12 protein-coding genes are annotated in these 11,825 nt (G+C 58.4%); 4 read left to right on the forward strand and 8 right to left on the reverse strand.

Translation table 11 applies throughout. From position 1 onward, the window contains the following. The first annotated feature begins 64 nt into the window (after positions 1–64). Positions 65–601 (forward strand): hypothetical protein, encoded by a 537-nt coding sequence (locus JNX03_RS18990; protein WP_231024363.1) that lies wholly within the window; start codon positions 65–67, stop codon positions 599–601. Between the two features lie 148 nt (positions 602–749). Continuing rightward, positions 750–1,331 (forward strand): rhomboid family intramembrane serine protease, encoded by a 582-nt coding sequence (locus JNX03_RS18995; protein WP_203199984.1) that lies wholly within the window; start codon positions 750–752, stop codon positions 1,329–1,331. Between the two features lie 383 nt (positions 1,332–1,714). Here the strand turns inward: JNX03_RS18995 and JNX03_RS19000 are convergent, their stop codons facing one another. From JNX03_RS19000 to JNX03_RS19035, 8 genes are all read right to left on the reverse strand, one after another. Further along, positions 1,715–2,443 carry a GNAT family N-acetyltransferase gene (locus JNX03_RS19000; RefSeq protein ID WP_067547894.1) on the reverse strand — a complete coding sequence of 243 codons (729 nt, stop codon included), beginning with the start codon at positions 2,441–2,443 and terminating at the stop codon, positions 1,715–1,717. Next, positions 2,440–3,594, reverse strand: coding sequence for an o-succinylbenzoate synthase (gene menC, locus JNX03_RS19005; RefSeq protein ID WP_231014192.1), 1,155 nt, complete (start codon positions 3,592–3,594; stop codon positions 2,440–2,442). Before menC ends, JNX03_RS19000 begins: the two co-directional genes overlap by 4 nt. 27 nt (positions 3,595–3,621) lie before the next feature. Then, positions 3,622–4,380, reverse strand: a complete 759-nt coding sequence (locus tag JNX03_RS19010) for an ABC transporter ATP-binding protein (RefSeq protein ID WP_067547897.1) — start codon at positions 4,378–4,380, stop codon at positions 3,622–3,624. After that, entirely contained in the window at positions 4,377–5,111 is a 735-nt protein-coding gene (locus JNX03_RS19015; protein ID WP_067547900.1) for an ABC transporter permease, read from the reverse strand. The genes JNX03_RS19010 and JNX03_RS19015 overlap by 4 nt, the downstream gene beginning before the upstream one ends. Then, a complete protein-coding gene (locus JNX03_RS19020) occupies positions 5,111–5,821 on the reverse strand; it encodes an ABC transporter permease (RefSeq protein ID WP_072704670.1) in 711 nt (236 codons plus the stop codon). Before JNX03_RS19020 ends, JNX03_RS19015 begins: the two co-directional genes overlap by 1 nt. 33 nt (positions 5,822–5,854) lie before the next feature. Next, entirely contained in the window at positions 5,855–6,640 is a 786-nt protein-coding gene (locus JNX03_RS19025; RefSeq protein WP_067547902.1) for an ABC transporter substrate-binding protein, read from the reverse strand. A 31-nt stretch (positions 6,641–6,671) separates the two neighbouring features. Continuing rightward, positions 6,672–7,550 carry a MurR/RpiR family transcriptional regulator gene (locus JNX03_RS19030; RefSeq protein WP_067547905.1) on the reverse strand — a complete coding sequence of 293 codons (879 nt, stop codon included), beginning with the start codon at positions 7,548–7,550 and terminating at the stop codon, positions 6,672–6,674. Between the two features lie 368 nt (positions 7,551–7,918). Next, entirely contained in the window at positions 7,919–8,551 is a 633-nt protein-coding gene (locus JNX03_RS19035; protein ID WP_203212291.1) for a tyrosine-type recombinase/integrase, read from the reverse strand. Between the two features lie 386 nt (positions 8,552–8,937). Between JNX03_RS19035 and JNX03_RS19040 the strand changes: the two genes are divergently transcribed. Together JNX03_RS19040 and JNX03_RS19045 are read left to right on the forward strand one after the other, a co-directional pair. Further along, positions 8,938–10,320: a transposase gene (locus tag JNX03_RS19040; protein WP_203212292.1), complete on the forward strand. Its 1,383-nt coding sequence runs from the start codon at positions 8,938–8,940 to the stop codon at positions 10,318–10,320. Between the two features lie 333 nt (positions 10,321–10,653). Then, entirely contained in the window at positions 10,654–11,598 is a 945-nt protein-coding gene (locus tag JNX03_RS19045) for a toll/interleukin-1 receptor domain-containing protein (protein WP_203199975.1), read from the forward strand. Positions 11,599–11,825 lie beyond the last annotated feature (227 nt).

The following is an 11,825-nucleotide window of genomic DNA, read 5'->3' on the forward strand; positions in this document are numbered from 1 at the left end:
CCCGCTTGCGATCTGGTGTAAATGCGATACAATAATATATTATCGCAATATCGAGGGCGGGCGCATGGCGGCTAGATCAGGGATCGTTCCATGGTTCGAGAGCTTTAATGTTGAGGCAGAGGTTGAAGATCTCCTCGCCCATATCGAGCGCTGCACCGGATTCGCGCTGCCTGACCGCAAGCGTGATGTCATCATGACCCATGCAAGGGCAAAGCTCGACAGGACAATGCAGGCATATCTGGAGGCCAAGACAGCGGGAAAGCCGGTGTCCACATCGCGCCGCGCCTATCTGACCGACCTGCAGGACACGATCTTCATGGCGATCCCGGAAGAGAACCTCGCGCTTATGCCGTTGCGCGAGCAGGCCCTGAACGACCCTTCATTTTACGCGGACGCCATGCACCGCGCCGCTGCGATCAGCGAGGATGATCTTTTCATGGCGCTGTCCTCTTCGCTGAAAGACATGACAGTCCAAGACGCCCGGGCCTTCGTCTCGAAGCTTTGGCACGGCACGATTGACGACAATGCCCGCAAATATGCCGAAGCCCTGAAGCGCCCCGAGCGTGCACCGCAGCCCTTTCGCCCGGGGAACACCGTGTAAGATCTAAGCGATTCTCTTGGCTTGAGCCGTACCGAGGTTGGCCACCTCAAACACCCCTTCCCAAAGGTGGCGCCCTGTGCAGCGCGCGAAAGCCGTTGAAGGCGCTGTGAGGACGTCTACTGTCGCCAACATGATGAACCGGGATCACATGCGCGCCTTCTTTCGGCGCGCCGCGGCGCTTGCCGCCTTTGTCGCGCTGCTCTGGGCGGTCCAGGTCGTCAATTGGATCGTCGGCTACGGTTTGAACCCAGCCTTCGGCCTGATCCCCAGGCAGCCCGGTGGTTTGGATGGCGTCATCGCAATGCCGCTGCTGCACGGAAGCTTCGCGCATCTTATGGCCAATACGCCGCCGATCCTGGTGATGGGTGGGCTGCTGATGGCCACGACCACGAGGGCCTTGCTGCCTGTGAACGCCGTGGTGATCGGCCTCGGCGGTGGTCTCGTCTGGCTGTTCGGAAGCTCCGCCATCCATATCGGTGCGTCAGGGCTCGTCTTCGGCTGGTTCGGCTTCCTCGTCGCGCGCGGCTTCGTGGATCGCTCATTGACCACGCTGGGCGCGGCACTGGTAGTCGGTGTCCTCTATGGCTCCATTATCTGGGGCGTTCTTCCGGGCCAACCTGGCGTTTCGTGGGAGGCTCATCTCTTCGGCGCTATCGCGGGCGCGGTCGCTGCAGTCCTTGTCCGGACGCATGTCCATGCGCCGCGCCTCGGTGACGTCGATCTGGAATGAAACAGTACAATCGGCCCAAAGCCGACCTTTAATACCGGATCAACATGCTGCGGTGCGGCCCGTCGAAGCGGACCTTCGTGTTTGGCGGAGGATGTCTGGACGTCCAGATGACTGCTTCGCGGACATTGCGGACCTGCTCGTTAGCAGCGAATGCACGTGCAGAAAGTCCAAATCGAAGTTCGCATCTGCAGCACCGAGAGTTCGGCAGCATCGCAGATTTCCCCATTCCGGTAATTCAGAAACAATGCGAAACATCAGCCACAAGCGCGATTGCCGCGCGAGCGGCTTCGTCCTTGAGCCTGATCCGGTCTCTGATCAAGGCAAGGGAGTGTTGCGCTGAGCGTGGCGGTCGTTCAGAAATCTGAAAATGCTGATCAATAGCATCACTGTTGGATCAGAAGATATGCGCAAGTGTCCACGTCAAACCCGACAATCCGATATCCCGCCTTAAAAGCTGTGGTCAACTCTTCGCGCACGCGCAGGCGTTCGGATATGGCTTTGTCCATGTCATGTGACAGCAAGCCTGCGAAATCAGCGGGGATTGTGATCTTCAGACTGCCTTCGGGCACATGAGGCTGCGCCACCGAAGGGTCAAGCCGCTGCACGACTTCAGGTGCGTTCAGATGCCATTCAGCAACGAGGCGGTCGGAGGGGACACCGGCATTGATGCCCTCCATCTCGCCATAATAATCTTCGTGGTAGATTCCCGCGGTCGCGCCAAGCCTTGCTATGTTGAGGCTTGCGTTGATGCGGCGCAGTGGATCATAGGTCCAGCGCACCACGTTTATGCCGCGCTGAAGGCACCAGTCGCGCTGATACCATTTCAGCTTTGCCCCCAACCCCATGCCTCGGCTGTCGGGATGCACGGCCAGCCTGTGCGAGTGTTGTGCGTCGGGTTGGCTTGTTGGGAAGCCAAACAGAAAACCCAGCATGCGCCCGTCTTTGAATGCGCCTGCAACAAGCCCCCCTTCATGCTGGATCGCCAGCATGATGTCTGAATTGTCGGACGGGTCATCCTCGCCCCAAACCTCTTTCTGAAAGCGCTCGGACCGTTTGAGTTCTGTGACCGAGTTCAGCTCGCGTATTGTGATGCCTGACTGTTCCACCTTCATGCGCCGATCTCCTCGACATGATCGGAGACGGTTTTCAGAAACCCTTGGTCGAGCGTGACGCCGATGCCGGGGCCGTTCGTGGGCACGGGCATTTCGCCGTTCGTGGCTTCGAGCGGTTCATTGATGATGTCGCGCTTGAAGTAGCGGCTGGCGCTGGAGGTGTCGCCGGGTTTGGTGAAGTTCGCGAGCGTCGCCAGATGGATGTTGTGCGCCCGCCCGATGCCGCTTTCCAGCATCCCGCCGCACCAGACCGGCGCATCAAAGGCGGCACAGGTGTCATGGATGGCACGGGCCGAGGCAAACCCGCCCACGCGTCCGACCTTGATGTTGATGACCCGCGCCGCACCGAGTTCGAGCGCGATGCGGGCGTCCTTGGCGCTGCGGATGCTCTCGTCAAGGCAGATCGCGGTCTTCAGCGCCGCCTGCACCTTCGCGTGGTCGTGGATGTCGTCATAGGCCAGCGGCTGCTCGATATAGTCGAGGCGGAAGTCGTCGAGCGCCTGCAACACCGGCAAGTCGGCCATCCCGTAGTCGGTATTGGCGTCCACGGTCAGCTTGATGTCGGGGTGGCGCGCCCGCACCGCTTCGACGATCTTGACGTCATGGCCCTGCGCGATCTTGAGCTTGGTGCGCTTGTAGCCATTCGCGACCGCCTCATCGACGCGTTCCAGCGTCTTCTCGACCGGCGCGATGCCAAGGCTGACGCCCACATCGACGCTGTCGCCGACGCCGCCAAGCGCGGCCTTCAGCGGGATGTTCAGGCTTTTGGCCCAGAGATCCCAGAATGCCATCTCGACCACCGCCTTGGCCATTCGGTTGCCGCGCCACGGGGCGAGGATCGGCTGAAGCTCATAAGGCGAGGCAAAGCGTTTGCCGACGATCTGCGGCAGCAGCACGTCGCGCAGGAAGGCCATCGCGCCGGGGATGGTTTCCTCAAGATAGTCCGGGGCCGGGTCCATCACCGCTTCGCCGATGCCCTCCAGCCCTTCGCCCTTCAGCACCAAAAGCGGAAAGGTCTTGGCCGTCATCGTGCCAGTCGAGATCACGAAGGGCGTCAGAAGTGGCAGGCTGACGATGCGAAGCTCGGCGGATTCGATCAGGATGCCTTGGTGCATCGCCCCGGCGGGCGGCGTTTCGGGTTTTTCCAGCATTTCGACAACTTCCTAGATTTTGGTGGATCACATGACCTTGGCGATGAACCGCTCGAACACCTCGGTCCTGGGGTTGGTGAACATCTCTTCGGGCGGGCCCTGTTCGGCGATGCGGCCTTCGTGCAGGAAGACGACTTCGGAGGAGACCTCGCGGGCAAAACCCATCTCGTGTGTCACGACGATCATCGTCCGACCTTCGGCGGCAAGATCCTGCATCACCTTCAGAACCTCGCCCACCAGTTCCGGGTCAAGCGCCGATGTTGGCTCGTCAAACAGGATTGCGTCGGGCTCCATCGCCAGTGCCCGGGCGATGGCCACACGCTGCTGCTGGCCGCCGGAAAGCTGCGATGGATACATGCCCATGCGCTCTTCCAGCCCGACACGCTTCAAAAGCGCCTCGGCCTTGTCGCGGGCTTCTGCCTTCGGTTGACGTTTGACCTGGACAGGGCCCTCCATCACGTTTTCCAGCACGGTGCGGTGGGTCCAGAGGTTGAACTGCTGGAAGACCATGCCAAGCCGGGCGCGGATTTCCTCGATATGGCGCACGTTCTGGGGCTTGCCATTCCGCACCAGGATTTCGTTGCCATGGACGGTCACCTTGCCCGATGTCGGTGTTTCAAGGAAGTTGAGACAGCGCAGGAAGGTCGACTTGCCGGACCCCGACGAGCCCAGGATCGAGATCACGTCGTGTTTCCGCGCTTCAAGCGAGATGCCCTTCAGGACTTCGACACTGCCGAACGACTTGTGGATGCCTTCGGCCTTCAAGATGATTTCCGTCTGGCTCATGCCTGGGGTTCCTTTGCGGGCTGTGCAGCGACGCGCGGTTTGTGATGGGCTTCGATGTGCCGGCTAAGGCGGCGTTCGGCCTGCCGCCAGATCAGGACGAAGATCGCGGTAATGCAGAGATAGATCAGGGCAGCCCACAGGTAGGTCGAGAAATCGAAGGTGCGCGAAAAGATCTGGCGTGTTCGGCCCATGATGTCGAAAACGGTGACGACGCTTGCCAGCGCGCTGGCTTTCATCAACAGGATCACCTCGTTGCCGAGCGCAGGCCACGCGATACGATAGGCGTGCGGGAAGACAACGCGGCGGAGCGTCTTGAAACGAGTCATGCCGATGGCTTTGGCGGCCTCGATTTCACCTTGTGGCACACCCATGATGCCGCCGCGCAGGATCTCGGTCTGATAGGCGGTGGAGTTGAGCGCAAAAGCCAGCAGCGCACAGTTGAACGGGTCGCGGAAGAAGGTCCACAGCCCCCAGTCCTGCAAGATGGGTCGAAACTGGCCCGAGCCGTAGAATATCAGAAACAGCTGCGCGAGGATCGGCGTGCCGCGCATGAACGAGATGTAAAGCCTGAGTGGGGCCTGAGCCAGTGGCGCGGCATGGGTGCGGATCAGTGCGAAGCCTGGTGATACGAGCGCGGCAATAAGCGCGCCGAGGAAGGTCAGCTTGATCGTCATCAGCGTGCCGTCGAGCAACCGGGGCCAGTATTGGGCGATGATCTCGATCGGGTTCATCACACGGCCCTCCGGATGCCGCGATTGGCGCGACGTTCCATCCAATACAGCACCAGCTCGGACAAGACGCACATGACCCAGTAGATCAGGCAGGCCAGCAGATAGAACGTGAAAGGTTGCTTGGTGACGCCGACGGCGACCTTGGTCATGCGCATCAGGTCATCAAGCGCGATAACTGAAACAAGAGCAGTGTCCTTCAGCATGTTGATCCAGAGGTTGCCCAACCCCGGCAGCGCGAACCGCCAAAGCTGCGGCAACTGGATACGGCGGAAAATCTGGCCCTGGGTCATGCCGATGGCGCGCCCGGCCTCGGTCTGGCCCTTGTCGAGCGACTGGAACGCGCCGCGCAGCACTTCGCCCGCGAATGCGCCGAACACCATGCCAAGCGCAATGACACCGGCGGCGAAGGGGCTGAAATCCGTCGCCCCGCGTTCGGGGTTCCACCAGCGCAGCGCCATGTTCAAAAGCAACCCCACGCCGTTGTAGACAACGAAGAGCGTCAGGATCTCGGGCAGGCCGCGCATGATGGTGGTGTAGCCGAAACCCAGGAACCGCAGGGGGCCAAGGCGAGACATCGACGCGAACGCCGCCAGAAATCCAAGTAACAGGCCCACGGGAAGCGTGACGATCGCGAGTTGCACCGTGATCGCCAACCCCCGCAGGATTTCGTCCCCCCAGCCGGTATCGCCATATGAGAAGAGTTCAAACATGGGTCAGTCTTTCGGTCGGGGGAACGTATCGCGTCATTGCATCGTGTAGACGTCGATATCGAAATACTTGTCGTTGATGGCCTGGTAGGTGCCATCCGCGCGGATTTCCATCAGTGCAGCGTTCAGTTTTTCGCGCAGTTCGTCGTCTTCCTGACGCACCGCGATGCCGACGCCGTCGCCGACAAATGCCGGGTCGGTGATCGGGTCACCCGCAAGTTCACAACAAGCACCATCATCGGACTTGGTCGTCCAATCGAGCATCGGAAGCATGTCGCCCACCTGCATGTCGATCCGGCCACTGGCCATGTCGAGGTTCACCTCGTCCTGGGTCGGGTAAAGGCGAATGTCGGCGTCTGGATAGGTGGCTTCAATGAAATCGGCCTGAGTGGTGCCGGATTGGGCACCGATGACCTTGCCGCTCAGCGCCTCGTTGCTGAATTCGGTGATGTCCGACCCGACGGGCACAACGTGGGTCATGGCCGCGAGGTAATAGGGATCGGTGAAGTCCACCTGTTTCTGGCGCTCTTCGGTGATGAACATCGACGCGATGATGAAGTCGTATTTGTTCGCCAGAAGGCCGGGAATGATCCCGTCCCAGTCCTGCGCGACAACCTCGCATTCCACTTCCATACGCTTGCACAGCTCAAGCCCGATTTCCACGTCGAAACCGGCGATTTTTCCGTCCGCTTCGATATAGTTGAACGGGGGGTAGGCGCCCTCTGTCCCGAGCCGCAGCGACTGCGCCCACGCCGAAGTCGCCATCGAGGCGGCAATGGCGGTCGTCGCCAGCACCGCGGCCAGTTTGTTCTTGAGTTTCATCTAGTTTCCTCCTCTTGGTTCTTGATTGTAGTTATTTCGCCACTTGCGCGACAGGGTCGCCCACATGGCCGGTAAAGCGCCCATAAAGCTCGGCGAATCTGCTCAGTCGATCTTCGACGTCACTTCCAAGCTCCATGAACACGCTGTTGATCAGCAGATTGCAGAGGCTCGCCATCTGCGCCGTGGAATCCCAGAACTGGTTGAACTGGGTCGGCACAGCGAAAACTTCGTCCGCGACGTCATGGCCCCAATCGCAGAATGGATCGGTGACAAGGGTCACGGGAATACCGGTTGCCTGCGCTTCCTGGGCCAGAACCTTGGCGAGCCGGGAATACCGGCGCGCTTCGAAAATCAAGAGGCAAGAGTCCTTGCCAGAGGCCAGAACCTCGGCAAAATTACCGCCCGCCAGGTCGACCAGTGACACCCCGTCGCGCACATATTGCATCTGGTTCGCGAAGTACTGGGCAATACCTCGTTCTGTCTGAAAGCCTGCCACATGGATGTTATTCGCGCTGGCAAGCCGTTTGACCACCCGAGGCCATTCGGGCATGCGGGCGCATTCATAGACGCTCACCACTGCCGCGATTTCCAACTCCATCCCACGTGTCAGATGCGCGTCACCCGCCGCGGCGCTTTTCTGTAATTCCTTCAGCCGGTCGCTCATGAGCCAGGGATAGTCCGCGATATCACCCTTCAGGTGATCCTTGAGGTTCTTGAAGCTTGTATACCCGATGGAGCGGCAGAACCGCCCGACTGTCGCCTCGCTGACCCCGACCTTTTTCGCGATGCTTGCGGCTGTTTCGAATGGCAAATCCGCCAAGGCGCCGCTCATGTAGCTGGCAATCGCCTTATCCGCTTTCGTCCCCTCCTTCAGGGCATTGGACAGGCGGGTCTTTATTGGAAGTGACAAAGGCGGGCCTTTCGGAATCAAGTGGATAAGTAGCATAAGTAATGAAAGATATATTTCATATAGTCAACAATTTTATAGTTCTGTCATTTTGATTTTGTTATTCTGGCTTTCGCAAACAAGCAGATCATGTCGCCCATTTTAAAATCCGTGCCTGGCGCGAAACCACCGTTCTTGCGAGGCGCAAGGAACGGCCGGTCTGTTCCCTCCATTCCAAAGTCTCGACAATGCCCAATGACCTGTACAGGCGATCGTCAAATCGTGTTAACAGTGCAGCATTCGGTGCTTTGGGGTCGATCAGAATTACCGCTGCGGCGCGAACTCAGGCCCGGTCCGGTTGGCGAACGGCAAGCGCCGCCCGCCATCGTGGTTCAAATGTCGGTTTGCCCGGCGATGCTCAGCGCATCTTCATGTTCGACGGCAAGGTATCTGACAGGGCTGTCAAAACTAGTGTGTCCGAGCAGCAGTTGAACAGCTCTGAGATCTCCGGTCTTGCGGCAGATCTCCGCCGCCTTGGTCCGGCGTTGCGAATGTGTGCCGTATCCGCTGGGTTTCAGGCCGATAGCGGCCACCCAATCCCGTACAAGCCGGCCATTTTGGCGCATTGAGATATGTGGGCGGTCATGAAACCGGCTGGGCAACATGATACGGCAGCCGAGCATTTCAGGCGACATGATCCACGCGGCAATGGTATCCCGCGTGTTTTCAGAGAGTTCGAACTGAACGGGCCGCTGTGTTTCACTCCGAAACACGGAGACCCTTTTGCGAATGCAATAGTCCCTCACCAGGTCATTGACGGCCAGTTTCACCAGATCGCATTCGTGAATCTTACTATCAATCGCCACGTTGAACAGAGCAAGATCGCGCAGGTTGCGTGCCAGTTCGAGCCGCGCGCGGATCGCCCAGACCTGTTTTGGTAACAGAGGCCGTTTCTGGCCGATGATCCGCCCCTTGTTCCAGGCTCTTCGTTTCGTGGCGAGAGCGGGAAGTTGGACGCTTGGCATGGTTTGCTCTCCAATCTTTCCGCCACATCGGGTGGTTGTTCAATGCGGATACGTTGCAGAAGCGCCCTGCCATCGGGGCGGTCGGGCGCTGACCGGCGGCGCGCAAAGCGCGCCTTGACTCCGGGCATGGGTGCACATTTCTGAGGTCAGCTAAGTTGCGAGTCCTGTAGATTCACCCCTCCAGAATTTTCACACTATGCACGAATGACCGGAACCACCGCCGCGCTGCGTCATGGAATTCTGTGCAATTGCAGAATACTCTCCGCTGCGAGCGCACGCAGCGAGAAATCGGCATGTCGGCTGTGGGCTGATTCCGTTGAAAAACTCTTCCTTGATCGGGTCGCTGTCGACTGATTCAATTCACTCAACGAGCGGGAGGATTTTTGATGATGGGACCAAGGCAGGAGGCGCAAGCGGCCTTGTTCTACGAGTTCTCGTTGGAGGAGCATGTCCCCCAGGATCATTTGCTGCGGTCAATTGATCGGTATGTCGACCTAAGCAGCATCCGGGCACACCTTGCGGATTTCTACAGCCACACGGGTCGTCCATCAATCGATCCTGAACTGCTGATCCGGATGCTATTGGTTGGGTATTGCTTCGGCATTCGGTCAGAACGACGGCTCTGCGAGGAGGTGCACCTCAACCTGGCGTATCGTTGGTTTTGCCGCCTCGACCTAACGGATCGCATCCCGGACCATTCGACCTTTTCAAAGAACCGCCACGGTCGCTTCCGCGAGAGTGACTTGTTGCGCCACGTGTTTGAGACAACTGTCGCGCGTTGCATGGCCGAAGGGTTGGTTGGCGGTCAGGGCTTCGCTGTCGATGCCAGTCTGATTGTCGCGGATGTCCAGAAGCAAAACTCAAGCAATCCAGAAGATTGGGAGGCTTTGGAGATTTCCCTGGCAGATGCTCCGCGTGCCGTGCGCGAGTATCTCGATGTGCTCGACAATGAAGCCTTTGGTGCGGCAACTGAGGTGAAGCCGAAGTTCACAGCCCATGTCGACCCTGCAAGCCAATGGACGGCGGCCCGGAAAGGCCCCGCGTTCTTTGCCTATTCGGACAATTACCTGATCGACACGGATCACGGGATCATCGTCGATGTAGAGGCCAGCAGATCTGTCAAAACAGCCGAAGTGGGCGCATCACGCCGCATGATAGACCGGACCAGTGAACGCTTTGGACTGAAGCCAGACTGGATTGCGGCTGACACCGCCTACGGCTCTGCAGAGAACCTCGCATGGCTCGCGCTGGATCGACAAATCCTGCCGTTCATCCCTGTCTTTGACAAATCGAAACGCCAGGATGGAACGTGGTCGCGGTCAGACTTCACCTGGGATCCTGAGAGTGACAGGTATCTTTGTCCTGAAGGCAAAGAGCTGAAGCGTACCCGGCAATACCATAAAGACCCACGCAACAAGCAACCGCGAACGGGGCGTCGCAAATACCGCGCCAGCAAGATGGTTTGCAGTGTCTGCCCTGCAAAAGAAAAGTGCTGCCCGAAGGTCGATGCACGTTCCGTCACCCGCGAGCGGTTCGAGGAAGTCCGGGAATTTGCCCGCCAATGCACGGCCTCTGAGTTCAATCCAAAGGCTCAGGCACGCCGCAAGAAAGTCGAGATGCTCTTTGCCCACCTCAAACGCATTCTCGGTTTGGGGCGGCTCCGATTGCGAGGTCCATGCGGCGTTCAGGACGAGTTCACCCTCGCAGCCACCGCCCAAAACCTCCGGAAACTGGCCAAGCTCAAGCCACTGGCACCCGCCACCGGCTAAAGCGGTGAACGAGCCTTCAACGCACAAACGAGATCAAAGCGATCGCCCGCCAATGCGGGCAATCTCGGCCGACTTTGTCAACGGAATCGGCTCATTGCGGCCATTCTCCGCTTCGCGGCATCAGGGCGGTCCTACCTTTATCATATCGCCACTCACGGCCCAGACCTGCCATTGGCGTTGACAGCTCGCGCTGCACTGCAGCATTACAAGAGCGGACATTGGTTGGGAAGTTATACCCAACTTGCAAATTGGGCAGTAACTCCCAAATCTTAGTTGCCGACCTAGACGCGCCTGGATAAAATAGAACAAAATACAAACATTTCGAGCAGACACATGAGAGCTTTCATTTCTTACTCCCATCGAGATGTAGACGCACTTGACCGCCTGCATGTTCATCTTGCGAACCTTCAGCGGGAAGGTCGGATCGAAACATGGTACGACCGCGAAATCTTGGCGGGTGAGTTATTGGATGATGAAATCAGCGAAGAGCTAGAGGCGGCTGAGCTTTTTCTGTTGATGGTTAGCCCCGACTTCATAGCATCCAACTATTGTGTCGAACGAGAGATGCAACGAGCCTTGGAGCGGCACGAAGCGGGCGCGGCACGGGTTGTCCCTATCATCGTCGAACCATGCGACTGGGCTGCAATGCCACAGCTCCGACGTTTGAAAGCAGTGCCGAAGGACGGTCTGCCGATCTCGGAATGGACGAACGCAAATACTGCATACCTAGATGTCATACAGGAAATTCGCCGGATAATCGATGCGGGTGTGTCGAATGCACTCGCTTCAACTGCTGATGAAAAACAGCCAGCGACGACACCACGAGCCGCCCCTCGCTACCGCGTTCAACGCGACTTCGACGAAATCGACCGCAGTGAATATCGCGACGCGGCGTTCACTGCGATCAAGGACTATTTCAAGCTGGCGATTGGTGAGATAGACGCGGTCGAGGGGCTGCGAGGCAGATTTGTAGACCGAGGCGCGAACTCCTTTGGCAGCACCGTTGTCAATCGTGGCCGGCAGCATGGAACGGCGCATATTACAGTGCACTGCCGTAACGCGGGGTTCGCGTTGGGTGACATCTATTTTTCATTCAATGAGAACGCAGCAGACAATACGGCAAACGGCGGCTTCAACGTCTCGTCCGACGAATACGAACAATTCCTAGTTGTGACTATGTCAATGTTTGGGAATGAGCCTAACCGGCTAAATCCTGAGCAAGCTGCAGAGTACTTGTGGAACCAGTTCATTGAGCAAGCAGGCATTAGTCATGCCTAAACTTGCTCGCTTTCGCTGCAACAATTGCGGTTACCGTTTCGAAACCGCAGTGCTTAGCAAGGACGAACAACGCGAAGCTCGCCGCGACAATCGCCCGACCAAAGCTGTACATTGTCCCGAGTGCCGCCGAACCGACATTCGAAAGGGTTGGGATTAGTGGAAATGCGAAAATCGAAATTTCAGGGCCATTCATGGTCATCCCAGTTGTCGCCCATGGGCCATTATTC

The sequence above is a fragment of the Sulfitobacter mediterraneus genome, from assembly GCF_016801775.1.
GTDB classification, from domain to species: domain Bacteria; phylum Pseudomonadota; class Alphaproteobacteria; order Rhodobacterales; family Rhodobacteraceae; genus Sulfitobacter; species Sulfitobacter mediterraneus_A.

Excerpts from the sequence above, each read along its gene's own strand:
- menC (WP_231014192.1), bottom strand. The coding sequence starts at position 3,594 with ATGCTGGAAAAACCCGAAACGCCGCCCGCCGGGGCGATGCACCAAGGC.
- JNX03_RS19040 (WP_203212292.1), top strand. The coding sequence starts at position 8,938 with ATGATGGGACCAAGGCAGGAGGCGCAAGCGGCCTTGTTCTACGAGTTC.
- JNX03_RS19010 (WP_067547897.1), bottom strand. The coding sequence starts at position 4,380 with ATGAGCCAGACGGAAATCATCTTGAAGGCCGAAGGCATCCACAAGTCG.
- JNX03_RS19045 (WP_203199975.1), top strand. The coding sequence starts at position 10,654 with ATGAGAGCTTTCATTTCTTACTCCCATCGAGATGTAGACGCACTTGAC.
- JNX03_RS19000 (WP_067547894.1), bottom strand. The coding sequence starts at position 2,443 with ATGAAGGTGGAACAGTCAGGCATCACAATACGCGAGCTGAACTCGGTC.
- JNX03_RS19035 (WP_203212291.1), bottom strand. The coding sequence starts at position 8,551 with ATGCCAAGCGTCCAACTTCCCGCTCTCGCCACGAAACGAAGAGCCTGG.
- JNX03_RS18990 (WP_231024363.1), top strand. The coding sequence starts at position 65 with ATGGCGGCTAGATCAGGGATCGTTCCATGGTTCGAGAGCTTTAATGTT.
- JNX03_RS19025 (WP_067547902.1), bottom strand. The coding sequence starts at position 6,640 with ATGAAACTCAAGAACAAACTGGCCGCGGTGCTGGCGACGACCGCCATT.
- JNX03_RS19015 (WP_067547900.1), bottom strand. The coding sequence starts at position 5,111 with ATGAACCCGATCGAGATCATCGCCCAATACTGGCCCCGGTTGCTCGAC.
- JNX03_RS18995 (WP_203199984.1), top strand. The coding sequence starts at position 750 with ATGCGCGCCTTCTTTCGGCGCGCCGCGGCGCTTGCCGCCTTTGTCGCG.
- JNX03_RS19020 (WP_072704670.1), bottom strand. The coding sequence starts at position 5,821 with ATGTTTGAACTCTTCTCATATGGCGATACCGGCTGGGGGGACGAAATC.